General features: G+C 53.0%; 24 protein-coding genes. 20 read left to right on the top strand and 4 right to left on the bottom strand.

The annotated features are described in order from the left end of the window. Positions 1–88: 88 nt before the first annotated feature. From ACXMDM_RS08580 to ACXMDM_RS08570, 3 genes are all read right to left on the bottom strand, one after another. Entirely contained in the window at positions 89–355 is a 267-nt protein-coding gene (locus tag ACXMDM_RS08580) for a hypothetical protein (RefSeq protein WP_071801393.1), read from the bottom strand. A gap of 387 nt (positions 356–742) precedes the next feature. After that, positions 743–1282 (bottom strand): ISAs1 family transposase, encoded by a 540-nt coding sequence (locus tag ACXMDM_RS08575; RefSeq protein ID WP_259722898.1) that lies wholly within the window; start codon positions 1280–1282, stop codon positions 743–745. Next, entirely contained in the window at positions 1273–1887 is a 615-nt protein-coding gene (locus ACXMDM_RS08570; RefSeq protein ID WP_071801391.1) for an ISAs1 family transposase, read from the bottom strand. The genes ACXMDM_RS08575 and ACXMDM_RS08570 overlap by 10 nt, the downstream gene beginning before the upstream one ends. A 181-nt stretch (positions 1888–2068) precedes the next feature. On the opposite strand from ACXMDM_RS08570, the gene ACXMDM_RS08565 reads away from it, so the two are divergent. The 15 genes from ACXMDM_RS08565 to ACXMDM_RS08495 all read left to right on the top strand — a co-directional run bounded on the left by ACXMDM_RS08565 (position 2069) and on the right by ACXMDM_RS08495 (position 17054). Continuing rightward, a complete protein-coding gene (locus ACXMDM_RS08565; protein WP_071801390.1) occupies positions 2069–2314 on the top strand; it encodes a FitA-like ribbon-helix-helix domain-containing protein in 246 nt (81 codons plus the stop codon). Beyond that, entirely contained in the window at positions 2314–2706 is a 393-nt protein-coding gene (locus ACXMDM_RS08560; protein WP_259722899.1) for a type II toxin-antitoxin system VapC family toxin, read from the top strand. The genes ACXMDM_RS08565 and ACXMDM_RS08560 overlap by 1 nt, the downstream gene beginning before the upstream one ends. A gap of 117 nt (positions 2707–2823) precedes the next feature. After that, positions 2824–3012 (top strand): FitA-like ribbon-helix-helix domain-containing protein, encoded by a 189-nt coding sequence (locus ACXMDM_RS08555; protein ID WP_499569421.1) that lies wholly within the window; start codon positions 2824–2826, stop codon positions 3010–3012. Between the two features lie 214 nt (positions 3013–3226). After that, the gene (locus ACXMDM_RS08550; RefSeq protein ID WP_259722901.1) at positions 3227–5149 is read left to right on the top strand and encodes an ABC transporter ATP-binding protein; all 1923 of its coding nucleotides are present in this window, start codon (positions 3227–3229) and stop codon (positions 5147–5149) included. A gap of 400 nt (positions 5150–5549) precedes the next feature. Further along, entirely contained in the window at positions 5550–6590 is a 1041-nt protein-coding gene (locus tag ACXMDM_RS08545; RefSeq protein WP_259722902.1) for a glycosyltransferase family 2 protein, read from the top strand. Positions 6591–6744: 154 nt separating this feature from the next. After that, on the top strand, positions 6745–7344 hold the full coding sequence (locus ACXMDM_RS08540; RefSeq protein WP_259722903.1) for a class I SAM-dependent methyltransferase: 600 nt from the start codon (positions 6745–6747) through the stop codon (positions 7342–7344). Positions 7345–7373: 29 nt separating this feature from the next. Continuing rightward, positions 7374–8498: a glycosyltransferase gene (locus ACXMDM_RS08535; protein ID WP_499569418.1), complete on the top strand. Its 1125-nt coding sequence runs from the start codon at positions 7374–7376 to the stop codon at positions 8496–8498. Positions 8499–8954: 456 nt separating this feature from the next. After that, positions 8955–9488 carry a glycosyltransferase family 2 protein gene (locus ACXMDM_RS08530; RefSeq protein WP_499569416.1) on the top strand — a complete coding sequence of 178 codons (534 nt, stop codon included), beginning with the start codon at positions 8955–8957 and terminating at the stop codon, positions 9486–9488. After that, complete coding sequence (locus ACXMDM_RS08525; protein ID WP_259722906.1) at positions 9485–10453, top strand: hypothetical protein; 969 nt, start codon at positions 9485–9487, stop codon at positions 10451–10453. Before ACXMDM_RS08530 ends, ACXMDM_RS08525 begins: the two co-directional genes overlap by 4 nt. 35 nt (positions 10454–10488) lie before the next feature. Continuing rightward, a complete protein-coding gene (locus tag ACXMDM_RS08520; RefSeq protein ID WP_499569414.1) occupies positions 10489–11181 on the top strand; it encodes an FkbM family methyltransferase in 693 nt (230 codons plus the stop codon). A 924-nt stretch (positions 11182–12105) separates the two neighbouring features. Continuing rightward, positions 12106–12774 (top strand): acetyltransferase, encoded by a 669-nt coding sequence (locus tag ACXMDM_RS08515; protein ID WP_259722907.1) that lies wholly within the window; start codon positions 12106–12108, stop codon positions 12772–12774. Between the two features lie 31 nt (positions 12775–12805). After that, the gene (locus tag ACXMDM_RS08510; RefSeq protein WP_499569412.1) at positions 12806–13747 is read left to right on the top strand and encodes a glycosyltransferase family 2 protein; all 942 of its coding nucleotides are present in this window, start codon (positions 12806–12808) and stop codon (positions 13745–13747) included. Between the two features lie 262 nt (positions 13748–14009). Next, a complete protein-coding gene (locus tag ACXMDM_RS08505) occupies positions 14010–14933 on the top strand; it encodes a glycosyltransferase family 4 protein (protein WP_259722909.1) in 924 nt (307 codons plus the stop codon). Next, a complete protein-coding gene (locus ACXMDM_RS08500) occupies positions 14926–15909 on the top strand; it encodes a glycosyltransferase family 2 protein (RefSeq protein ID WP_259722910.1) in 984 nt (327 codons plus the stop codon). Before ACXMDM_RS08505 ends, ACXMDM_RS08500 begins: the two co-directional genes overlap by 8 nt. 761 nt (positions 15910–16670) lie before the next feature. Beyond that, positions 16671–17054, top strand: a complete 384-nt coding sequence (locus ACXMDM_RS08495) for a class I SAM-dependent methyltransferase (protein ID WP_259722911.1) — start codon at positions 16671–16673, stop codon at positions 17052–17054. Positions 17055–17172: 118 nt separating this feature from the next. Here ACXMDM_RS08495 and ACXMDM_RS08490 read toward each other — a convergent pair whose 3' ends face one another. Further along, the gene (locus tag ACXMDM_RS08490) at positions 17173–18207 is read right to left on the bottom strand and encodes an IS5 family transposase (RefSeq protein WP_499569380.1); all 1035 of its coding nucleotides are present in this window, start codon (positions 18205–18207) and stop codon (positions 17173–17175) included. A 209-nt stretch (positions 18208–18416) separates the two neighbouring features. Between ACXMDM_RS08490 and ACXMDM_RS08485 the strand changes: the two genes are divergently transcribed. The 5 genes from ACXMDM_RS08485 to ACXMDM_RS08465 all read left to right on the top strand — a co-directional run bounded on the left by ACXMDM_RS08485 (position 18417) and on the right by ACXMDM_RS08465 (position 25883). Further along, the gene (locus ACXMDM_RS08485) at positions 18417–19349 is read left to right on the top strand and encodes an O-fucosyltransferase family protein (RefSeq protein WP_499569409.1); all 933 of its coding nucleotides are present in this window, start codon (positions 18417–18419) and stop codon (positions 19347–19349) included. A gap of 415 nt (positions 19350–19764) precedes the next feature. Further along, a complete protein-coding gene (locus tag ACXMDM_RS08480) occupies positions 19765–20478 on the top strand; it encodes a class I SAM-dependent methyltransferase (RefSeq protein ID WP_499569407.1) in 714 nt (237 codons plus the stop codon). A gap of 479 nt (positions 20479–20957) precedes the next feature. Beyond that, positions 20958–21551 (top strand): hypothetical protein, encoded by a 594-nt coding sequence (locus tag ACXMDM_RS08475; RefSeq protein WP_499569405.1) that lies wholly within the window; start codon positions 20958–20960, stop codon positions 21549–21551. A gap of 499 nt (positions 21552–22050) precedes the next feature. Then, positions 22051–23085 (top strand): IS5 family transposase, encoded by a 1035-nt coding sequence (locus ACXMDM_RS08470; RefSeq protein WP_499569380.1) that lies wholly within the window; start codon positions 22051–22053, stop codon positions 23083–23085. Between the two features lie 617 nt (positions 23086–23702). Beyond that, complete coding sequence (locus tag ACXMDM_RS08465) at positions 23703–25883, top strand: glycosyltransferase (RefSeq protein ID WP_313772497.1); 2181 nt, start codon at positions 23703–23705, stop codon at positions 25881–25883. Positions 25884–25965: the final 82 nt, after the last annotated feature.

The raw sequence follows: 25965 nt of genomic DNA, 5'->3' as shown, positions 1-25965 counted from the left end.
ATCTCGAACATCGGCTGGCCGCTGGTGTCCTGCAGACTTCGTCGCGGTAGGTGGAGGCCACATCGCTGCTGCCGATCAGAAGGCGCCGCTAACGTGGGTCCCATTCGTAGGGAATCTCATAGAGGCCGAGCAGGTCGGCGGCCAGGGCCCATGAGGTGCCGTTGCGATCGATCTCCACCGCCAGCTGATCGCCACGGGCCTGCATCACGGCGGAACGGCTGAAGGCGATGAAGGCGCTGCTGGTTTCCGGGCCGGCTCCCTTGGCCCGTGCAACCAGCTGCTCGCGGATGCTGCGGCGCAACTCCTCACCGCCGTCGTTGGCATCCCAGATCACCGGCCCGTAGTTGTCGTGCATCACCCGCTGAATCGTGATGTCGCCCGCCTGCCAGCCCCAGCGATGATGGCCCCCGTGGCGTCAGCGCTTTGCGCCGCAAGATGGCCGCCTATCAGGCCAACGGCGACCCGCAGCGCAAGGAACAGGCCACGCATCTCGAAGCAGGCCCTGAGTTTCCAGGCCTGCAGCTGGATCTTGAAGAGATCTGGGCAAGCTGAAGCGCATCCCAGATCAACCCGGCGCGGTCGGGTTGTGGCCCGGCTTGTGCCCGAAGAACAGCAGTCTTACCAGGAAGGCACCATGATACTCTGCATCTGGCCCTGGCGAAGCGGCACAATCTCCTGATCGCCACAGCTGATCGAAACCTGGCCAGGGCAGCCGATGCCCCAGGGCCGACTGAAAGTCCATTCATCCCGTCTCCGCCAGGCTGATGCCGACCCAGCCGAGCATGCGGCTGATGTCATGCGCCACGGCCATCAGGCCAGTGCGGATCGATCGGAAACCGTTGCAGCGCAACAAGTTGAGAGCCAAGGTCCGCAGCAGAGCCAGCACCTGAACACCGTTGCGCTGGGCGTAGCGGTGAGCGTCCTCACCGAGCTGGGTGTCGCGGGGCCAGTGCCACTGGTTTTCGATTGCCCAGCGCTGCCGCACCAGTCGCAGCATTGCTTTTGGGCTGGTGCGCAGGGTGGTGATGAACAAGTGGACGTGGTGAAACGGCTTGCCGTCGCGCAACCCACTGCTCACCACCAGCTCGATGATCCAGCTGGCACCCGCCCAGCGCTCACGGATGGTGTCTGTGGCATTGCGGGCTCTGAGCTGCCAGCGCACCTGGCGGCCATGGCTGGCCTCGACATCGCTGACTTCAACAGGGAAATGCCGGTGGCCGCGGAACTGGGAGACGATCTGTTGGTAAAGCCGGCGCTGGTTGTTTTTGACCGTCAGGAGCAAGTCGGCGCCCTGCTCGGCGGCGAGTTGAAAAACACTGGCGAGGTGTGGAGCGCATCCGCCTGAATCAACACACCCTCAAGTTCCAGCGTGCTCAGCAGGGCTTTCAGAGCCGCGCGCTCGTGGGATTCACCGGTATCGAAGGAGGTCTGGGCGATCGCCACGCCCAGCTCCCGGGCGTAGAGCGTGACCTGGGTGACAAACCGAGTCGCCCCATCAGCGCCATCAGGCTGAGCAGCTGAGCCTCGCAGGGTCTTGCCGTCACAGATCAGCTGGTCGAAATCCTTGTCCTGATCTGCGATCTGAGCGAGCATCCAGTCCCTGAGCAACCCAAAGAGCTCCTCCAGCTCCACGCGCTCGAACAGGTAGAGGAAGGTGGAGTCGCAAGGTGCCTTGGGCAACTCCAGATCCAGCGCCGCGCCGAACGCCTGGTGATGCCGCTTGGCAAAACGCTCCAGATCCCTGGCGCTGCGGCAGCCGCTGAGGATGCCCAGGATCGCCATCAACAGAAGCAACCACTGGGGGTAACGGACCCCTCGGCGCTTACGGCCCTCCGGCAAGGCCTGCAGGAAGGCGATCAGATCGGGACTGGCAGCAAGCTGGGCCAATGGACAAGAGCAGTCCCGATAAAACCAGGCCCAGCTTGGCCGCACAACGACCCTTGTGCCTGACTTTCAGTCAGCCCTGGCCGATGCCCTGAGCCTTCCCTGCCAATGGATCGACTGACGGTGTGAGCTGCGCAACGCCTGCAGTTTGAGTAAATTATCTAAGTGCGCTGTCCCAGGCTTGATGCCATCTCTGCAGATCCGAGACCTACCGGAGCCCTTGCATCGTCTGCTGCAGCGTCGGGCACGTGAACACAAGCGCAGCCTCAGCCAGCAGGCCCTCGCCGACCTTGAGGTGCTCAGCGGTGGCGACCCGCGTCAGCGGCGTCAGCAGGCCCTAGAGCGGATCGAACAGCGTTGGCGCCAGCGATCACCCCTGCAGTGGTCAGAACTGCCGGAGGCCCTAATCCGCGCCGATCGAGAACGCTGATGGCATCCGCTGCTGTGCTCGATGCTTCGGCGGCGCTGAGGGTCATCACTTGCGATCCCAGCGCTGCTGCTTGGGCTGAGTCCTTGCAGCAGGCGGCTCTGGTGCTGGCACCAGAGCTGATGCTCTCCGAAGTGGCCAACACACTTTGGAAGTTGCATCGTGCCGGCAACCTGAACGGGCTCGATCCCCAGCTGCTTCTCGCTGATGCACGCGATCTGGTCGACCAGATTGAGCCGGACCGCCATTTGCAGGTGGAAGCCCTGGCTCTGGCTTGCCATCTGAATCACCCGGTCTACGACTGCCTCTACCTGGCGCTAGCCCGGCGGGAGGCGGCCACCTTGCTGACGGCTGATCGGCGGTTACAGAGCCTCGCGGCTCAGGTGCTGCCCTGAGCAGAGCTCTGCTGGACCTACCGCTTCGGCTCTGCAACCCAGAAAAAACTCTCAGCCGCAGGCCCGCACCACTAACAGCGTGATATCGAATTGATCTGGGATGGCTGGGTGGCGCAGTTGCTGGTTCGTAATCTGAATGAGTCGGTGAAAGAGGCGCTACGTCGACGGGCCCAACGCCATGGCCGCAGCATGGAAGAAGCAGGGCTCGGCTCACAGATTGCGGCCCTATTCAGCGGTGCGGAGCTGGATGAGCCCATCGGCGAATGGCGGGGCCAGGAGGCTGCACCGGCGGCATGGAGCTCGTGATCTTGCTCGACACCAATGTGATCTCGGCTGTGATGCAGAGCCAGCCGGATCCTGCTGTGGTGTGCTGGTTGGATGACCGGCCCAGCCAAGACGTGTGGTTGCCAAGCGGACAGCCGCAACACAGGCCACTTCAGCGACACCCCCATCGGGCTGATCAATCCCTTCGCCGATTGAGCATCCTGAATCCGCCCAACGTTCGAAATTAAGCCCGATTTTGATCCGCCATTCCAGCCCGTCCTCCCTGCTGCGCCGTCTGGCACGCCGCTTCGCCGGGCCGTTGCTCACGCCGTTCCTCAGCCAGCAGCCGGCGGCACAGTTGCTGCGCACAACGGCGCGGCAACAATGGAAGCTGCTGGCGCTGAACTTTGGCGCGAGCCTGGTGGAAGCCTTCAGCGAAGGAGCCACCTTGGGCGTGATCTTCCTGGCACTGGAGCTGCTGTCAGCCCCCGGTGGTTCGGCAGGGCTGGATCTGAGCCGCTACCCCAGCATCGGGGTACTGGGTGGCCTGCGCGAGGTAATCGTGCAAGCTCCGCGCACGCCGCTGTTTATTGGCCTGCTGGGCCTGGCGGTGCTGCTGCAGGCCCTGATGAGCCTGGCGGGCTACCTCAACCAGCTGAGCGTGGGCTACTTCGCCGCCCGCTGCGTTGTCACGGTAAAAACCCTGATCCACCAGCGGATCCTGGCGCTGACCTTCGCCTGCGCCAGCCGCTACCGGGTGGGCGACCTGCTCAACCAGGCCACCGATGGGCCAGATGCGATCAACAGATACATCAATAGTCTTTCTCAGCTGCTGCTGAACGGGCTGCTGCTGTTCACCTATCTGGCCGTATTGATTGCCCTTTCCCCCTGGCTACTGCTGGGGGCGGCCGGCATGGCGCTGCTGATCACGCTGATGCAGCAGCAGCTGCTGCCACGCATCCGCGATGCTTCACGGCAACTGATGGCCAGCCAGGTGCGCCTGGGCAGCCGCATCACGGAAGACATCCAGGGCCTGCGGCTGTTGCACAGCATGGGACAGCTGGAGGCCGCCGATCGCACGGTGCGGGCCGAGATGCAACAGCTGGAGGTGGAGCAGCGGCGCCAGAGCCAGCTTGGGGCCGTGATCGGGCCCTTCAGCCGCTTCTTGCCGATTCTGGCGATCGCGGTGATCGCGGCGCTGAGCCTGCTGGCCTTCCAGGGGAGGGTCACCGGGGTGCTGCCGAGCCTCGCCACCTTTGTGGTGGCCTTGCAGCGGCTGAACATGCGGCTGGGGATCATCGCCGGGGTGTTCACCACCCTGGGCAACAACACTGGGGCGTATGAGCGGCTTAACGAGATCCTCAGCCCAGCCGGCAAGGAGCTCCGGCGCCAAGGGGGAGTGCCTTTCCAGGAGTTGAAACACGAGATTCGCTTTGAGGGGGTGAGCCTGCGCTACGCGCCGGAGCTGCCGCCGGTGCTCGATCAGGTGAGCTTCAGACTGCCGAAGGGCCAGACGCTGGCTCTGGTGGGAGCGAGCGGAGCGGGTAAGAGTTCAATCGCTGATCTGCTCGTGGGCCTTTATGCCCCCAGCGGCGGGCGGATCGAGATCGATGGCCTGGATCTGGCCCGGTTGGATCTAGCCAGCTGGCAGCAGCGGCTAGGGGTGGTGAGCCAGGACACGTTTTTGTTCAACGCCGCTTTGGCGGAGAACATCGCCTTTGGCTGCAGCTGGGCGACGCGGGCCGATGTGCAGGCTGCGGCGGCCCAGGCGCAGGCGGCGGGGTTCATCGAGGCCTTACCGGAGGGCTACGACACCTTGGTGGGCGAGCGTGGTTACCGCCTCAGCGGCGGCCAGCGCCAACGCATCAGCCTGGCGCGGGCGATCCTGCGCAACCCGGAGCTGCTGATCCTCGATGAGGCGACCAGTGCCCTGGACAGCCAAAGCGAGCGACTGGTGCAGCAGGCGATTGAGCAGTTTGAGCGGCAGCGGACGGTGCTGGTGATCGCCCACCGACTGAGCACGATCGTGAATGCTGATCAGATCCTGGTGATGGAGCAGGGGCGCGTTGTTGAGCATGGTGCCCATCTGGAACTCCTTGGACGGCAGGGCAACTACCGGAGCCTTTGGCAGCAGCAGGTGAAAGCAGTCCCAGCAACGATTGGACGAACGACTACATAACAGCTCACACATCACAAGCAACATCAAGCGGCCAGACTTGATGGCTTAAGATTATGCAAGTAAAATATTCTGAAAAAAGATTCCTGAAAGGCGCTTACGGTAAAACGACTCCCAAGAATCACTCCCTGATCATTGCATTGAAATACAAGTATTTTCCAAAATGGAGGCCCATCTAGCCATCTATCAGGGAAGCCGATTTCTGATTTGCACTGATGCACCCGATGAGACCGGTGCCCTGTACAAACGATTCGGCAACAGGATCGTTTGGTGCAAACTGCTCAGCCTGGATCGAGACAATCCTCGGCAGGAGTGGACGCGATGATTGATTTCACGGCATTATCACGATGCGATTTCCTGGTCGGTTCGCATCAGTCTTCATTCAGCATCTTGGCTGCCCGCTATGGTCGAATTCCACATGTCACAATTGGCCAAGAAACATCAATACACTCACTGGACGGTTGAGGAAATGCTGTCCATCCCCGCCGAGGAGATCAGCAGCCCAGGACAACTTTGTGCAGATCCACGGGTGTCAGTCATTCTGATGACTCGTAACCATGCCCCTTACCTGCGCCAAGCATTGGAGAGCGTGCTTTGCCAAGTCACTAGCTTCAGCTTCGAAGTTTTGCTGGGTGAAGATCACTCCACTGATCACTCGATAACCCTATGCCACGATCTTCAGACGGCCTATCCCAAAACAGTTCGCGTTATCACTGCTGCCAAGCAAGTGGGGATCACGGCTAATTTCCTACGTCTACAAGTCAGGGCAAGAGCACCATTTGTTGCCCTTTTGGAGGGAGACGACTACTGGACATCTGCCAACAAGCTGGAGCGTCAGATAGAACTTTTGGACAACAATCCTGACTGGGCTTGGTGTGGAGCGCGAACCCTCAATCGCATTCACCCACTTCCTGCAAGCGAGAGCTATGGGCTTTCCGAAGTCTCTCGGCGCTTTGTGGTACACACCTCCACAATTATGTATCGCCGCAAGGCACTCAATATCTATCCTCGATTTCCAGACATGGTCGGCTGGATATCGATGGTTAGTATAGTATTAAGCCAAGCAGGGCGATGTGGGTTTCTTGATGAGACAGTCTCCTATTACCGTCGCCACGCCGGCGGGTTGTACACCGGTGCAAATACTCTTCACAGAATTGAGCTGGCTCAAGCCTTCACGGATGTGATGCGATCGCACCTTGCCAATCGGTACGACAAAGAACTCTTCGACCGTGAGCTATGGATCTGCAGCTGGGAGCTTCAACTCGATCCACAAACATTTTCATTACAGCTGTGGATATACCGTATTAAAATTTTGTTCTCGCTGATAGCGCCAAGGCTTTGTCTACGGATGCCAGGTCACTTCCTCAAATTAGTTAGCAATGTAATTAGCCAGCCGCTGCGAGTGGTTTATTTTTGGAAACGAAACAAGAAAAGCTCTGTCTGATACCTTTATGAGGATCACTTCAATACTTAAAAGAACAAAGTAAAAAGCTATTTCTAAAAATTCTTTTTATGTATTTACCGTATATCGCCAAGAATAGTCCAAAGGTATAGCCAATTTTTTTATGACTCACGATTTGAAAAGCTCAAATAATGACATGACAATTGATATTAATAAATCTTCAATAATTAGGCATGATGTTTGCGAGGCTGCCTCTAGAGGAAATATGGTAGTTGACCTTGGATGCGGGAAGCGAAAAGTACCTGGATCAATTGGAATTGATCATTGCCAAAATATTGGAGTCGACATTATAGTAGACATGGAGTCATGCAAACTACCTCTACCCAGCAGCAGCGTAGACATAGTCTGGGCTGATCAACTTGTTGAGCATATTCGCAATCTAATTCCCTTAATGGCTGAAATTCAACGAATACTAAAGCCAGGAGGTCAGTTCATAGCAAAGACACCTTACTTCAGATCGGCTTATGCGGTAGTAGACCCAACACATGTTCGCTCATTTAGTATTATGTCGATGGACTATTATTGTGAATCTAAATATCTGTTTAAGCAATATGGTTTCTTTTCTCCAGGCTTTTCATCATTACAAATCAGACTTGACTCTGATTTTAGCAAGTTTGCGAATCAACTCATGTGCCTTGCAGCCAGAAGAGCTATAGCAAACCCAAGAAGTTTTGAAAATTCACCATTGAGCTTCATGTTCCCATTTAGCAGTATTACGTACTCTCTAATCAAATAAATCTTCAACAAAGCACTTGAGGAGTACAAGTGAAACTAGCCTTATTCATGCCTCATCAGAATGCATATTCCGAGACTTTTATCGCAAATCATATTAACTTTTTACCTTTTGAAAAGGTTATTTTTACGGGACGACAAATACCATTCGTTATTCATGGTAAGTCCAACTATTATCGCATATTCAGTCTTGTAGACAGAATATTATATCATCTAGGTGACAAGACGCATTGGGTATGGAGGCAAAGTTTTAGCCAGTTTCTAAAAACATCGGGGATTGACGTCAGTCTAATTGAGTTTGGCACCATGGCTGTTAACGTATATAAGTTTCTTGATTGCGCCAAGATACCCTATGTGGTTCACTTTCATGGTTTCGATGCTTACCATAAGCAAACAGTTGAGGCCAATTTAAAGTCCTATAAGATTATTTTTAGGAACGCAGCCGCCATTGTGGTTGTTTCTAAGGCGATGAAAAAGAAGCTTCATGAATTAGGTGCTCCAGAACATAAAGTAATTCTTAACCCCTATGGTGTAGATCCCGATTTGTTTAGTGCGGGACGGCCTTCTGATGCGTCTACTCGGTTTGTGGCTGTAGGAAGATTTGTTGAGAAAAAGGCACCACATTTAACGATATCTGCATTTCGCACGGTTGTTACCGCATTTCCTAATGCACAACTCTTTTTCATCGGGGATGGACCACTACTCAATCCTTGCAAAAGCCTCGTTAAAGCATTTGGTTTAGAAAATAATATTTACTTTTGCGGTGTTCTTCCCCCCAAGAAGATTTGGGATTATCTACAAAGTGCACGAGCATTTCTCCAGCATTCGATAGTCTCAGAGGATGGTGATAGTGAGGGTACTCCTCTTTCAATTATTGAAGCTCAAATGGCCGGCTTGCCAGTTATAGCGACAAACCACGCTGGGATTCCTGATGTTGTCATCCACGGCGAGACTGGTCTCCTTGGTAAAGAGCTTGATATCCGTACAATGGCAAATCACATCTTGCTACTTGCGAACGATCCTCAATTGGCGGCTTCGATGGGACGAAATGCACGGCAGCGAGCGACTAAGTTATTTCCTTTATATTTGCATATCTCCAATATGGAATCTATTATTCGAAAAGCAGGGAATCACCCAGCTATACATGAAAGAAATTGAAATTTCTTCAAACAATGCCTTAATTCAGATACCAACGATACTCATGTTCTGCTTATGCCTTGATTAGGCTATTTATGACATGCAAGCATCTCTAAAATTTCTTGATTCTCATGATTATCCCTGCAAGCGCAATCAATGTTATTTCGATTCATGATTGCCGTCTAATGGCATATTTTCGCAGATTAGCACGGAAAGCAGTATATTTGTCTTCATCTTTAGATTGAAATACTTTATTCTATAGTCTCTGCACCTGAATTCGTACAAATGACCAATTTATTCCAACGCAGCCGTCGAATTACCAAACGGCTGTGGAGTGGACATTCGGAGACTTGGCGGCGTCTACGGTTCGAGGCCATGAACAGACCTCTAATGTTTTACCTTCGGCAGGTTCAGGCTGTTCAAATCTTTCCAGCTAAGGTAAGTGTGATTACACCTACCTGTGGGCGGATTGAGGGCTTGAAAAATGCCATCGCCTCCGTTGATGCACAATCTTATCCACTCTGGGAGCATTTAATTGTCTGTGATGGGTATTTTCCTGCGGTTCACTCTCTAAGTTTGGCCAATCAAGACCCCCGCCGCCATTATTATTTTACACCTGCGATACGCAACTTTGGCAACCTTCAGCGCAACGTTGGTATCGTAAGATCACGAGGAGAATTCCTGCTCTTCCTCGATGACGATAATGTGATTTATCCTGAGGCCTTGGATCAGATGGTCACTGGATTCGACTCTGAAAATATCGACCTTGTCTTTTGTCCGATTAACTATGACCATGTCAAACATGGTGTACAAAGCCAAATTTTGATGCCTTCTCCTGGATTTACCGTAGGTGAAGTAGATTCACTTAATGCAATGATCCGACGTGATTTGGTTGTTCACTGCAATGGTTGGAGCGACTCCTACTTCGCAGATTTTGAGCTTTTCCGTAAGGCTGCTGATTCTAATGGAACCAGATATCTTTACTCAAATATAATCGGGCACCACCGATGAAAAATCTGATCGTGACCACAGCGGTTGGCTATCAGCCTAGTGATATCTGGGCTTTCCTCGCCTCCGCGGAAGCCCACTGCCCTGATGCGGAGATTATCGCCATCGTGCGCAATCAGGATCTTATTAATCTCGAACCATGCTGCGCTCGTTTTACTGCATTAACACTTCATCCTATCAAAACTGCCCTTAAACCTCTTCAACATTTCCAAGGATTTGTTCCAAAGATACGGCGAATAATGGCGCGACTACATTCCAAGTTGCTTCGCCTGCAATGTAAATTCGCCGCCCCACTAAGATTGATTGATGAACAACCCAGCCTGTTTGGCCTTAGTAGCCAAGGGCTATTCATTCTCAATCGCCGTTTCTTCATAGCCCGCTCCATCATTCGGCAGCTAAGTGAAAAAGTGGATTCAATTCTTTTATCTGATAGCCGAGATGTAATTTTTCAAGGAGACCCCTTTGCCTCTATGGGAGAGAGTTGCAACACGGGAATGGAATATCGAACAATTTCCGAAAGCACAATTAATGCCGAATGGATTCGTATTACCTATGGCGAAGATGGCTTAAATATGTTAAGCAATCAAACAGTTTTATGTTCTGGGGTAACAATCGGTGATCGTGAATCAATCTTATCCTACCTTGACTTATTCTGCGATGAGATTGCCAAGACCGTCTGCCTGCGCTGCAGCCTTTTAGTGCCAATCTGGGATCAAGCTTATCATAATATGATTCTACGCTATCCTTCATCTGTTGAATGTCAAAAGATTCCATGGTATTCAGACTTGGCAACTGTTGGAGAAGTACCTGCTCACCACCTGGAAATAGATGCTGAAAATATTGTTTTAGTGGCAGGTTCTAAGCCTAAGATTTTGCATCAATATGATCGCCATCCTGCGATCGCCGCTCAAATTTCACTGCTTTATGGTATAGACTGCCAAGCTCCTGGCACCACTTCTTGCGAGTGAAAGTTCATAAGTTAGTCATCCGTTTTAAGGATCTAGTGAGGCAATACGCTAGAGAACGCCTATTTAATAATCGACTATTTGTCGATGAGGTTTTCAGCCTTGAAAAGATCTTTATATTACTGCGCGGCCATGGGGTCATCATTGACACGGCTGTTGATATTGGTGCAAACACTGGGCAGTGGGCAAAGATGTTTCTTCGTTGTTATCCGCAATCACGTTTATTATCGATTGAGGCTAATGCCCATAATCTTCCTGAATTACGCAGAACAAATCCTAATTGCCTGCAAGCCTGCTTGGGTGCTCGCACAGGGGAAATGCTTAAATTCTACCTCCCTAATCCCACCATTGAAACTGTAAACACTGGTGCCTCATTATACCGAGAACTGCAAGCAGGTTACGATTGTCCCAATATCATTCATCTAGAAACGTCCACGCTAGATCAGTTTGAAGAAGATTTTGACCTGATCAAGCTGGATGTACAAGGTGCTGAATTAGACGTTTTGGCAGGGGGGACAAGCAAGCTTACCAAGGCTAAGCTTGTAATGATTGAAATCAGCCTCTGCCAATACAATCTTGGCGCTCCACTAGGAGCCGAAGTGATTAGCTATCTGCATGAGCAAGGATTTTTTTTACTGGCAGTCAATGAAGTATTATTTCGGCACGGAAAACCCATTCAACTTGATTTAACATTTGCCAGGAATGATTTGTTGTGGTTATCACGCTTGTAATGCTAAGACTTGTCCGATTTTGCCAGGATTAATCATGCTTGATTCATCCCCTAGATTGTTGTAATAAATCAAGTCGTTATCCACGCTTTTTTTTAGCGGCATATGCCAAGGTATCTAAGATTTTTGAATACAGTTACCTCTTTGGACGATCACCAAAGCCACAAGTGGCTTCAAGTAACCAGTAGTTGAAATATTTAGAAATCAATAAGGCAGCACAACCATAGACTCAGTGTTCTCAAGAAACACTAGTGAGTACATTCAATCTAACGCAAATCATCTCTCGTCCAACATGTAGAATTGGTTCTCTAAGTTGAGATTGCTTTTGCTTTCATAGCCAGATTCACAATTAAATCCGCCTAAAATAATGCATTTATTACTATTTAATTAAATTCTTGTTTATAGCTTCAGTGTTAATAGTAGTGTCGTTTTAACTATGCTTTGGTAAATGGAAAAGAGCTGCCATTGCTAAAGTAAAAAAATGCGTGACTTATATACGGTGCTATAAAATCTTCTCCTGAGTTGTCATTGGACTAGATAGCATTGATTGAGCATTTTTGGCCATAGAGATTTAGATCAAGATTTTTTAATGATGTGATTCCCGTATTGCCGATGTCACTCATTGCCCCTTGCTTACCTATTGCTTGCTTGGAAAATAGCGTCTCACAGGACTTCTTTTGACAAGTGATTTGCTGGACAGTTTGGCCAAGATAGTCCCTACCCATGGCTAAATAGGAAGTCATATCTGATTAGACTTGCCATTGAAGGACTGGGATGGTGAGATTTTCGTGGTTGAATGTGTTCTCCTGATCCGCAGGAAAGGGTTTGGATGGAACATCTGCAAATACGCGCCCTTGCCAATGGCCTAATCAGGAGATTCACTGGCCTGGCTGAAGGCACTTCCCAAATCTCACCACATTGATATCCGTGGAAATCCTTCCTGTCTTACTGATTGGCGCCGGTGGCCATGCCCGCTCAGTATTGGCGATGCTGCTGCGCCATAGAGGGTTCACCCCCGTGGGTTTGATCGATTCCTTTCAGCCTCAGGGGCCTGGTCTGGATGGTGTACCCATCATTGGCACAGAAGCCGATGTACCGGCGTTGTGTGAACAGCTCAGGGTGCGCCACTTGATGGTTGCTATTGGAGACAACACCCAGCGTGAGGCGATGGCCCAACGGCTTGCGGCATCCTGTCCCAATGCAGTATTCCCTGCTTTGATCGATCCCACGGCTGTGGTGGCAACGGGAGTCCGAATCGGTGCCGGCGTGGTGTTACTGGCCCAAGCCCATGTGGGGCCCGGCTCGGAGCTTGGTGATGGCGTCTTGCTCAACACCATGGCATCGCTGGATCACGACACGCAGGTGGGTTCCTTTGCCAGCTTGGCGCCTGGAGTGATCACCGGAGGAAGGGTGATCCTCGGTCCGCGGAGCTTCCTCGGTCTGGGAGTACAGCTGCTTCAAGGCGTACATGTCGGCGCTGACACGGTGGTTGGTGCCGGCTCGCTGGTGCTGGATTCCCTGCCTTCCGGTGTGATGGCGTACGGTCGCCCCGCCAAGGTGGTCCGCTCTCGGAGGCACGATGAATCCTATTTCTGAGCCGGCTGCCCCACCCAAGGTGAGCGTACTGATGCTCACCCACAACCATGCCCAGTTCATCAACGATGCAATCTCGTCGGTTTATAGACAGACCATCTTTTCTCATACCGAATTGCTGATCGGTGAGGACGCTTCCAGTGATGCCACCGCGAGACTCTGCGACCAGGCGCAGCATAGGGATCCCAATCGCATCAAAGTGATGTCAAGCCCCGGAGGTCCACTTGGCTTCCACCGCAACTTCGCCCGTTTACTGGCCTTGGCGCGAGCTCCTTACGTCGCCTTTCTTGAAGGCGACGATTGGTGGATTGATCCTACCAAGCTCGAACAACAGCTGTCCCTGCTTGAAGCGAAACCCCATCTAGCTTTCTGCGGCTCCCACACCCGGGTGGTTGATCAGCGCAGCCGACGAATGGCTGAAGTTGGCTCGCAGCCTGCCGATGGCCGGATCGGCCCACCACCCGGGATGGATGAACTGGATTTCCAGGACCTGATCGGCAGTTACACGTTCCATTTCTCTTCTGTATTAATGCGCCGCGAAGCGGTCCAACTACCCCATTGGATTTATCAGCAATACTGTCTCGATCGTCCTCTGTATTTACTGGCAGCAACCAAGGGAGCAGCCGGCGTGATTGGCGCCGAAACTTCTGCCTATCGGCTGCATGATGGTGGTGTCTGGGCGCCTCTTTCTCCGCTCGAGAAGGCTAAGCGAAGCCGAGACCTTTTTAGGACTTTCTGTCGCTACTTTCCCAAAGTTTATCGCTCAAAGTTTGACTTGGCCTTGCATGGCATTTTGATGGGTTATCTAGCTGAATCACTGCGACTTCAGACCAAAAGCCAAACCGCCCGTTTGCTTGCCATGTCCATCTGGGCCTGTCCTTACCAAGCCCTGTTCCGGCAGCATCGGTTCACGATTGGGATGACGAGGCTATTGGTGATGCCACGACGGAATTCCTCGGTAGCTGCGCCGAGCTGAAATTATTATGCCGGAAAATAAGATTAACCCTCCCAGCCTCGTGATCGTTCAGAACCACGAAACCCAGTTCGATGCACCGCTGTACCAGCGCATGCATCGGCAGGGTCAGATCAATCTCACAGTGATTTATTCTGAGCCCAGGCCACAGGGTTTGGCTTCTGTGGATCCCGAAATCGGTCTCTCGCCACAATGGGACCATCTCGGCTCTAACGATTACCACGCAATCTGGAACTCCCGTCCAGGCTTACTGGCAGCCGTGCAGATGGCCCGCCAGATCCGCAGGCTGCGCCCCGCACTGGTGGTGATCGCCGGCTACTTCCCCCGCTCCCATCTGTTCTTAGCTCTGCTGCTCAAGGCCAGTGGCCAGCCCATCGGCCTGCGTTCCGACAACACGCTCCAGCACACGCGATTTACCGGGTATCGCGGCCGGTTGCGGCGCTGGGGGATCGGCGCTTTACAACGTCTGTTTGACACCTGGCACCCCGTGGGTGAGCAGGCCCAGGCCTATTTGCTGCGCCTCTCCGGCACCAGTCGGCCGAGCTTTCCATTCCCCTACGCGGTCGTCACTGCCTGGTTTGCCAGGGGCGCCACTGAAGCCCGCCAAGAACGGCAGCAGTTCTTAGCTAAGCAGGGGTGGCCTGCAGATGCCTTCGTGGTGCTGGGCATCGTCAAGTGGACGCCACGGGAAGACCCCCTCACCTTGATCAAAGCCTTTCGCCTCCTGCTGGTTGCCCACCCCTCTGCACGCCTCATTTTGGTGGGCGATGGCCCGCTGCGTGAGCAGGTGCGTAAGGCACTGGCCAGCTTCAAGCAGGCTGTCTTCTGTCCTGGTTATGTGGCCTACAGCAGCCTGCCCGGCTGGTATGGCCGGTCCGATGTTTTCGTACATCCTGCCGTCGATGAACCCTGGGGGGTGTCGGTGAACGAAGCCCTGGCGGCCTCCCTTCCGGTGGTGGCCTCCAGCGGGGTGGGTGCGGCCGCCGAGCTGATCCGGCCGGCTGGCTGCGGAGTGGAGTTCCCGGCCGCCGATCCCGTGGCCCTCGCTCAGGCGCTGGAGCGTCTGCTCCTCAACCCGATGCTGCGCAAGCGCTATGCCAGAGCCGCCGCGCTGGTGGGTGAGGCCCATGATGCCGGCCACAGCATCGATCAGTTTCAGGCTGCTTTGGCCTGGGTCCAACATGGCTGATACCGCTACGGTGCCATCGGGGCTGGTATCCACGATCATCCCCGTCTATAACCGACCAAAAGCGCTGGTGCGGGCTGTGCGCAGCGTGCTCGAGCAGACCTATCGCCCGATCGAGATCCTGATCGTCGATGACGGCTCTACTGACACCACTCCCACTGTGCTGAGCCAACTGGCCCAGAGTCATCCGGCTGAGATCCGGGTGTTCCATCAAGCCAATGCCGGCCCTGGCGCCGCCCGAGAGCGGGGCCGCCAGGCTGCCCGGGGCGAGTTCATCCAATATCTCGACAGCGACGACTGGCTGCTGCCCGACAAGTTCGCCCTGCAGGTGGCAGCTTTGCGGGCTCATCCGGAGTGTGCCATCGCCTACGGCACCTCGATGGTCTTCGACGACGTGGGCACAGTTTTAGCTGCTGAAAGCCGCGGAACTGCCGAGCGGGTCGACTTCCTCTTCCCCCGCCTGTTGGTGGAGCGCTGGTGGCACACCCACACACCGCTGTTTTGCCGCTGGATTTCGGATGCTGCCGGGCCTTGGCCGGATTTCCGCCCAGAAGACTGGGATCTGGAGGCCCGCATGGCTGCCTTAAATCCTCGCCTCATCCATTGCGACGCCACGGTGTCAGTGCAGTGCCACTACCCCTCGCCTGATCGGGTCTCTGCCGGCCCGCCGGCTGCATTTCTGCGTGATGAAGCCCACTTGTTGCCCAGGTTGTATGCCTGTGCGGTGTTAGCTGGGGTGCCCGCGGACGCGCCAGAAATGCAGCACTTTTCCCGCTGGTGTCTGTTCACAGCGCGGCAGCTTGATGCCCTCGGCACTCCTGAGCTGGCGAAACCGTTGCTGAAGCTGGCGCTGCACACGGCGCAGCGGCATCGGGGCTCGATCCTGCTCTATGGTCTGGCTCGCCAGCTTCCAGGCTTGCGCCGCTCCCGTTGGCTTCAGCGTGATCTGCCGCAGGCATGTCACGCGCTGCCGTCATGAGCGCTTCTCAGCTACCTCTGGAGCAGGATTTATATGGGGGAATATGCCCCATGACGGCTCGCTGATGTACCGCCGTAAGGCTTACGAGCTGGTTGGCGGATATCGACCGTAGTCGTATTTTACCCAACATTGGGACCTTCTGTATTGCCTCGCCGGAGAAATTTCCTCCTGGATTGTGCAAAAAGATCCTCACCCGGGCCTGAGTAGCCAAAACCGTCTCTTCCAGGCCGCTTTAGCTGAGTGGGTCTGTGGCCTGGATCGACGCGCTTCGTAGCATAAAGGTGGATGGGCTGGTGATCTTCTGAGTGTGGCGCGCAGTGTCGGCTTGTTGGCTTGAGTTTGAGCATCTCTGCCGCTCGATACCCACTCCCAGCCTGGAGGTGGCGATTCCTTGGCTCAGTGAACTTCTTGAGGTGGTAAACCTGTAAGTCAAGGAAGTCCCCAACGCAATCATAAGCTCTCCCATAGCTGGATCGCCCGTCTGGTTGTTCAAGCTCATAGCCGCTGTTCGGGGATCCTTACTTGTGAAGTGAGTGGGTTGGCCTCAGCCGATCAACTCTTGTAGCTGATAAGACCACAACAGCAGTGATTGAAAAAAACAAGCATTTCTACCCATCATGGCAACCCGTAATTATTCTTCGCCGATCCGAGAATTAATCCGGCGAACCATTCGGGCGCTTGTACTACAGGCACCCCAAAGAGACCAACATTATCTCTCGGAACTGTATGAGACTTATTGCCTGAGGGATAGTGCAGGTAGTTTGAGTCTCGACCTTGGCTGTGGCCCTGAATTGAAGCGCAATCCATTCCATGCCAAGGAAGTAGTTGGTGCTGAGATCCAGTTATCGAATGATCCCAGAGTGATTCCTTGTGATCTATTTGCAGGCGCTCTTCCCTTTGACTCGAGCTCGATCTCGGCCATAACTGCTTATGATGTACTGGAGCATATTCCCAGGGCAGCTGCAATTCGAAACGAGAAAGGCGTGATCGAAAGTTACTTTCCTTTTATTGCTTTAATTAATGAGGTGTATCGGATACTGTCTGTTGATGGCTTATTTTTTGCCATCTATCCAGCCTACCCGTTCCCAATGGCTTTCCAGGATCCCACACATTGTAATATCATGACAGAAGGGCACCTCGAATAATGGCCAATCTACCTCAGCTCTGAGAGCATGAAAAAGCCGCCAGAGGGCGGCGGAAAATCAGAAGCCGACAAAAAACACTGACAAGTTACCCTGCAATCAGGGTTCGTCCGTCTGCGACTTAGGCCGCTGCCACCACTTGGGTCGTGCGCTGAAGATATCGAAGGAAGTTGAAGGTCAGATTTTTGAGGCCCCACCATGCCTCGTTCTTTGGAAGTCCAATCTTTCTCGTCAGCTTTCCACCCATTGACATGGTCATGCAACCAAAGACATGCTCAACACAGGCCCTAATTGCGGACTTGACACGATTCAGGTCCTTAGCTGCCTCATTGAGCGGGTGACTGCGAGATCCCTTTGCATGGATCAGGCTTTCAAAGCCTCCCAAGCTAAGCAGTTCTTCAAAGCACTGCCCTGAATAGGCTGAGTCCGCCCATACAAAGTCGTGCTCATTTTCTGGATCAAGGAGCCGTGGAAGCATCTGACTATCATGAATATTGGCTGGTGTAATTGCATACCTGCGAATGAATCCATGGTCAACATCGATACAGATGCTGTTCTTGTAGCCGTAGTAGCTGATACCATTCTTCTTGACCCATCGAGCGTCTAAGTCTTTCTGCTGCAACCGATCTGGGCTTTCATCCCAGCCTTCCGGCAGCCTCCCTGCTTTGATTTCCTTGTTCTCTTCGCGGGTATTGCGTTGCTTGGGAACCGGGACAAGAGTTGCATCGATGATCTGACCTCCACGAGCTTGAAGGCCTTGAGTGCGGAGATACGCCTCAAACATCTCAAACAGCTCCTCTATGACCCCTGCCTTGCGGAGACGCTCCCTAAAAAAAGCCACAGTAGTTGCATCCGGAATATTGTTCATCACGCCAAGGCCGACAAACTCCTCGAAGGAGCGTCTGTCATTGACTTGGAATTCAAGCTCTTCATCGCTGAGATTAAAGAGCTGCTGGAGAACGAGCATCTTGAACAGGATCAAGGGATCAATCCTCTTACGCCCAGCATTGCTCCTGCGCTCTTGCACATAGCCCTTATCGAGAAGTGGCCGGAATGATTCCCACGGGATCGATTCAGAAAGTCGCTGGAGAACCGGTTTCTTCTCCTTGAGCTTTGCGACTCTTTGCTGTTCATCCCAGAAGCCTCTCTGACCCACTGCAGAATTAGAATGTCATCAATCTAATCTAGCTCAGACCAGGGCATAGTGCATTGGCTTGTTGATTTTTCGAGGTGCCCAGAAGATAGTTTTAAGCTGTACTTTTGTCGTCCCTCTTTGTGGGGTAAAATTTATGGGTTCAGCGGTGGCTTTGAATTGCTGGATGAGGGGTGGTGTGGTAGCCACTACTTCTTCCTGGCCCGCAAGTGATGAGTACACCTTCGAACGTATTTGCCATTCCTCGATTCGGTCGTGGCATGGGGCTGGGAAATCGGCTGTTCCAGTGGGGGCGCTGCAGGGTCTTCTGTTATAAGCACGGGCTGCAGATGATTGCACCGATTTGGATGCGCCCCTCGCTTGGGCATCTTATCAGGAATACCGTCAATCTAGATCAATATCTCCATCAGATTGCGCTTGCTGGCTTATTTCAGACTGCACCTGGCGACCTATCCCACTGGCATGGGATTTGGAAGTCACGCAGCTATCCAGTGATCAGTGAAGACAATATATTTGATCATTCTCTTCGAGGGCCTCTTCGAATTGAATTTGATAAATATCAATATAGTTTTTTGCCGATACTGGGATTCAATTATCGGCTCCTCCAAGATCTACGATCCATGACTCGACATCAGCATCTATCCTTTATTGAAAGGCAGCCTATCTATTCGATTGGTCTCAATATCCGCTGTGGCCGTGATTTCATTCCGCCTCCAGACGATACAAACGGCTATAAGTGGGTCGGCTGGTTGCAACAGGCTCCATTATCATGGTTTGTGGAGACACTGACCTTGATACGCCGACAACTTGGAACTTCACTTTCAGCTGTTGTCGTTTCCGATGGCTCTCGTGCTCAGCTTGCACCTTTGCTATCTCTTCCTGACGTAGTATTGTTGCGGCCTGGCAATGCCATCACTGATCTCCTCACGTTATCTCGTTGTCGGCTTCTACTTGCTTCTGGTTCGAGTACGTTCAGTGCTTGGGCCGCTTTTCTAGGGCAGATGCCTGCCATTACCGCGCCCGGCCATCCCTTAACGGAATGGGGCCTTGAATCTGGCCCTGAAAAGTTCATTGGAACATTTGATCCAATGCATCCTGACTCTGTGTTCTTGGATTACCTGAGTGAAGATCTACTCATGAACTGATGGTTGGGCTTCTCCTGAAAATCAGCCCTACTTGCCGCTCTTTCATTTTCATTTCTCTTAAGCACCACGACAAATTGTCAATCTTGAAATACCCTACCCAGAGAAACTCTTGGCCTAACTAGTGCGCGCTTGTAGAGATTCATTGATTTCCGAGATTTTTCGAGGTGCCCATATTAAATTATATAAGAATATAATATTGCCCCAGGGATACAAGATTAAGTTTGTGAACCCCTTGCGGCTCTTATCATGTAAATCAACAATTTAAATTTAATCTTACCAGTTCCCCGGCCCCTTCTCCTGTCGGCAATCTCGTGTATGCTTCGGCCTAAGCTGCCATTCTAAATTGAAAACAATTAAAAACGCTATTAAGAGGCTATTGCCTGCCTCCTTCCTCAGTCGCCTAGGAATTAGGCCAATGAGCATTCCCAATCTTGCATTAGACTGCAATACTGACGTGCGCTCTCACATAATTACATCCTATGGGTACAAGGGAGAGCTTCTTGACTTATTTGTGAAAAGTAAGGACAAGGCTATTCACAAGTATCATCACTACATTCCGCTATACGATAAGTACTTCTCTTCTTTCCGTGGAACAAAAGTAAGATTTCTGGAAATTGGTGTTTCTGGGGGCGGATCTTTAGCGATGTGGCGAAAATATCTTGGGAGTGAAGCCATTATCTATGGCATTGACATAGATCCACAATGTTATAAGTTTAATGATCAAGACGCACAGATTAGAATTGGCTCCCAAGATGATAAGACCTTCCTCCAAGCAGTAATTTCCGAAATGGGAGGAGTGGATATTGTTTTGGACGATGGCAGTCATATCATGCGACATATTCTCTTTTCCTTGAAGGTCTTATTTCCCTTGCTGAGTGATGGCGGCATCTATTTTGTTGAGGATCTTCATACTTGTTACTGGCGAGCATATGGTGGTGCGTACCGATCAAAGGGCAACTTCTTTGCCTTTGTGTCTGAACTCATGGATGACATGCATCGATGGCATCACTCCTCCAGCGTGAAGCATCTCAGCATAGCAAGTTCGTGTACCGGCATTCATATCCATGATTCGATTGTCGTATTCGATAAATCAAAAGTCTTCCCTCCTATTGCCTCGCGGATATCTTGATCCTTATCAAATTATTTATTTGCTATATGGCTACGCGTATTGATGTTCTATTTGCAGAGATTTCCCATGCAGCCCATGTATCCACATCACAGTTTTAAAAGAGTGTTCTTCTGCCCTTGCTTTTTATTGGGTTAAATTCATGCATTTCGAAAAAATATTGTGTCAGCATAGTTCCCGCTTGGTCCTCAATATAAGTATTTCTGTAAGTTTTTAATTGCCTGAGTAAAAAAATATTTGATGAGATTCTTAATCGTTACGTCCATTTCTGAACCGTAGCTACAAACTAGGGGCGGAATGACTTGTCGATTTACAGGAGCATCACTCCATTGGGCGCTGAAATTATCTCGGACTATTTCAAGTGGATTCAAGTGGATTCAAGTGTTTCGTCAAGTGAATGCATATACCTACCGCTCCAGCGAAACTAAGCGAGAGGAGGTCCATGCAGAATTGTAGCTGATTGCCTGCGCCAAGAGGAATCTATGAGGGATCGTTATCTCCATCGCTTCGGTAGCGGGAAGGGATTTGGCGCAGAGATCCTTGATATGAGCTGGGGTCTTTATCAATGCAATAGGGTTCGGATCGCTTTTGCTCTGCAAGAAGATCCAAGACCGATAGGAGTGGCCTGTTTTCAGGGCTGGAATGATTACTTCAGACCTTCCTGCCCCACTGTAAGGGTTGAACGTTTCGGGGGTTGTAACCGTTACTATTTAAGTCGTTTATTAGGCGCACCGCAACGGTTGGTTTCAAGGAAGTTGCTTGACTTTGAAACACAAGCCAACAACTATTATCTTTTCGATCGCTCTAGGATCTCAAAGATGTCTACCATTGATAGCCAGCTTAATTCTGGTCAGGATTATGATGCCTTTTTTCGGAGTATTTATCACTATAGTCTAGCAACTGCGACAGCAATCAATTTACGCCTTAGTAAGTTGCCAAAAGTTAATTCTGACTGGATTTCTCTCCATATTCGTCGTGGTGACAAAATCAGCGAGGCGAATTATGTCGACATGGATTGCTATGTCAAAGCTTTGGGGCGGATTGAGGGATGGCGTGAGCGACCTATTTTGCGATGAGCGACAGCATGAATGCAATAGCTCAATTAGCCGAAGCGATTGGGCGTACTATCTATACTTTCAGCACTTCTCGGGCAAGGAGTAAATGCTCATATGGCTACAATCAAGAGAACTTTAATTCTAAATCCACTAAGATGAAATACATTGAAATCTTGGATATTCTTGCTGAGATTGAAGTTGTCCGAAACTCCGGGTGCTTTCTCGGGACTGCCTCTTCTAACGTGTTTCATGTAGTGAGCCTCTTCAGGGGAAATCCATATTTAAGCCTTTTAAATGTTTCGAGTCCTGCTGAATTCTGAGCTCATTTCCGTGCTGGGAACTGTTGAAGTGGCTATAAACGATCAACTGGCTGTAGCTAATAAGATGAGGGAAGCAACTTGGTCTTGGACTTGTCGAATGCATCTGGGCAATAGGTGATAGGGCACCTCGAAAAATCAACAAGCCAATGCACTATGCCCTGGTCTGAGCTAGATTAGATTGATGACATTCTAATTCTGCAGTGGGTCAGAGAGGCTTCTGGGATGAACAGCAAAGAGTCGCAAAGCTCAAGGAGAAGAAACCGGTTCTCCAGCGACTTTCTGAATCGATCCCGTGGGAATCATTCCGGCCACTTCTCGATAAGGGCTATGTGCAAGAGCGCAGGAGCAATGCTGGGCGTAAGAGGATTGATCCCTTGATCCTGTTCAAGATGCTCGTTCTCCAGCAGCTCTTTAATCTCAGCGATGAAGAGCTTGAATTCCAAGTCAATGACAGACGCTCCTTCGAGGAGTTTGTCGGCCTTGGCGTGATGAACAATATTCCGGATGCAACTACTGTGGCTTTTTTTAGGGAGCGTCTCCGCAAGGCAGGGGTCATAGAGGAGCTGTTTGAGATGTTTGAGGCGTATCTCCGCACTCAAGGCCTTCAAGCTCGTGGAGGTCAGATCATCGATGCAACTCTTGTCCCGGTTCCCAAGCAACGCAATACCCGCGAAGAGAACAAGGAAATCAAAGCAGGGAGGCTGCCGGAAGGCTGGGATGAAAGCCCAGATCGGTTGCAGCAGAAAGACTTAGACGCTCGATGGGTCAAGAAGAATGGTATCAGCTACTACGGCTACAAGAACAGCATCTGTATCGATGTTGACCATGGATTCATTCGCAGGTATGCAATTACACCAGCCAATATTCATGATAGTCAGATGCTTCCACGGCTCCTTGATCCAGAAAATGAGCACGACTTTGTATGGGCGGACTCAGCCTATTCAGGGCAGTGCTTTGAAGAACTGCTTAGCTTGGGAGGCTTTGAAAGCCTGATCCATGCAAAGGGATCTCGCAGTCACCCGCTCAATGAGGCAGCTAAGGACCTGAATCGTGTCAAGTCCGCAATTAGGGCCTGTGTTGAGCATGTCTTTGGTTGCATGACCATGTCAATGGGTGGAAAGCTGACGAGAAAGATTGGACTTCCAAAGAACGAGGCATGGTGGGGCCTCAAAAATCTGACCTTCAACTTCCTTCGATATCTTCAGCGCACGACCCAAGTGGTGGCAGCGGCCTAAGTCGCAGACGGACGAACCCTGATTGCAGGGTAACTTGTCAGTGTTTTTTGTCGGCTTCTGATTTTCCGCCGCCCTCTGGCGGCTTTTTCATGCTCTCAGAGCTGAGGTAGATTGGCCATTATTCGAGGTGCCCGATAGTTAATTGCTGGGCTGGAGTTTGCTCAGGGTTGTTTTTTATGTGAGGATATAACCTCGGCAATCCGAAGTAATTTAGCTCCTCCTGGTTCTGTGCTTATGCAAGCAGTATTGGAATAATGGTCTTTAAAAAAGCAATCTGGTGCTGTATCGTGGCAATGCGGCCTTGGAATATCGCGAGATTGCATTTCCGTAATGCCTGTGTGACCAGTACTAAATGCTTCGTCAGCAACGTTGCTCTGTTGCTTAACAAGTTGACCAATCGGATGGCGGGAGCGGAAGCTTGCCCAGAGTGCAGCATCGTGCAGAGAGTCGGCTGAAGCTTCAGCATGTCAGGTCTATCATTGATTCTCTATGATGCTTCTAAAATGGTGCTGAATTCTCATTCTCAGGTTTCACAATAGTATTTGCGTACGCCTTGAATATGAAAGAACTTCAGGCCGGAGAACCAGGCAATTGAAGCCTTCAAGAATGGCCAATCCATGAACAGCTCCGTGCCGGAGGTGAGTGTGGTTCTGGCTTGTCATGGAGATAGCGAATGGCTCATAGACACTCTCGACAGCGTGCTCTGCCAGGGTGTTGATCTCGAATGTTTGCTGGTGTGTGATGGACCCTTGCCTGCAGAACTACAGGCTTCGCTGCAGGAACGCAGCCACCTGGATCCGCGCTTGCGGTTGCTCGAGATTCCCCATGCTGGTCTCACCCACGCCTTGATCAGCGGCTGCGCCCAGGCCCGGGCGGCGGCTATCGCCCGCATCGATGTGGGCGACCGGATGGCTCCCCAGCGGCTGCTGCGCCAGCTGGAGGTGTTACGCCGCTGGCCCGATTGCGTACTGGTCAGTTCCCATGTGGCCATCCATGGCCCACGCTGGGAGCCGCTCTGGGTGGCGCGCGGCGCACCGAATGCTGAGCAGCCGCTGCGGATTGATCAGCTGCCTCCGGAGCAGGGACTGTCTGGCGATGTGCCGCATCATGGCTCAGTGTTATTCCGCCGCGACGCCTACGAACGGGTCGGTGGTTACCGATCCCAATTCTATTTCGCCCAAGACTGGGATCTTTGGTATCGCCTCGCGGGCGAAGGCAGCTACTGGATCGTCCCCGAGATCCTGACCCGGGTCCGGCTGGCTGAAAATGGCCTTTCCTCCCGCCACTGGCGCGAGCAGCGCCGCTTGGCCCGCTGCTGCCTCGAGGCCTATGGCACTCGCCGAGAAGGCCGCAGCGAAGCCCCGGTGCTGGCCCGCGCAGCCGCGATCCGCCCCAATCGCCAATCCTCGGCTTGGCGCGGCCCCAGGCCCTGGCTTGAGGCTCTGATCCGCCGCGGTGATGGTGAACACTTCATCGGCGAGGCGTTGCGCCGTCGGAGCGACCGTCGCTGCCGGCCTTACCTGCGTCGGGCGGTGCAATTGGCTCCCTGGCGGCTGCTGAGCTGGCTGCGCCTGCTCCAGAGCCTGGCTTTGCGGCAACAAGCGATCCGGCCGGCCCGGCCCCATCTGGTGGTGCTTTGCGCCGGGGTGGGGGGAGCCGGCAGCGTTGGCGCTGTGGCCCTGCGGCAGGCGCGCCTGCTCTCGGCCTGGGCGCAGGTGACGCTGGTGAGCGACCGTGCCCAGCCAGCCATGGCCGAAGCTGGCTGGAACCAGTGGCTTGAGCTGCGGCCCCCCCAGTTCCGCTGGTTGCGCCGCTTTTGTCATCTCCCCGCGGAGGTGGCCTTCGACCTGGTGTCCCTGTTTGCGCTGCTGCGGTTGCATCGCCGCTGCCCGGTTGATCTGGTCCTTTGCCACAGCCATCCGGTGGCGGCCCTGGCGGCCCTTCCCTTCCGCTGGCTGAGCGGTGCTCAGCTGGCCATGGTGTGTCATGGCGACATCTTCGAGCGGCCCCCCGGCACCTACGAGCCTGGTCTCACCTGGCTCTACCGGCGCACCACTCCCCTGGCCTACCGACAGGTCGATTTAATTGTGGCCCTCTCGCCCACCATGCGCGACTGGGCCGAGCGCGGCGGTGCATCACCGCAGCGGCTGGCCCTGATTCCCAATGGCATCGATCCGGCTGACATTGGCCTCGATTCCGATTGGGCAGCGCCGTTAGCCGCGGGTCGTGATCTGCGGGTGCTGTTCGTCGGCCGCATCGAGCCAGTCAAGGGAGTGGATGTGCTTCTGGAAGCCTGGCGGCAGCTGATGCAGCAGGGCTGGCATGGGCAGTTGCGACTGATCGGCCCGGTGGCACCCGCCTGGCTGGGTGAGTTCAACCGCCTTTGCGGCACCATCCCCAAAGGGCCCGGCAAGCCGGATGTGCGCACGCTCGTACCCCGGCTGGAACTCGGTCATCACTACCGCTGGGCCGATGTGGTGGTGATTCCCTCGCGCAGCGACCCGTTGCCCACGGTGGCGTTGGAGGCCATGGCAGCTGGCCGCGCCATCGTGGGAACGCGTGTGGGCGGTCTGCCGTTTCTTCTGGATGATGGTGCTGCAGGCGTTCTCATCAGGCCCGACAACCCAACAGAGCTGGCGCAGGCACTCAGGCACCTTGCCGAAGAGCCAGCCGAGCTGGCAAGGCTGGGAGCGATGGCCCATGCCCATCAGGCCTCACGGTTCAGCTGGGCGGCCTGCGGTGATGCCTTACACACCCAGATCAACCAACTTCTATCCGCAAAGCAGCCACACTTGTGATCGCAACCTTGACAAGACAAGAACTCCCCTGGATGGAAGAAATCATCTGCTGTCCCGATTGTGCATCAAACCTCACCACCTA

Source organism: Synechococcus sp. CS-603 (genome assembly GCF_977929215.1).
The sequence above is the reverse complement of the archived record's forward strand: the minus strand, read 5'-3'. Positions and strand labels throughout refer to the sequence as shown.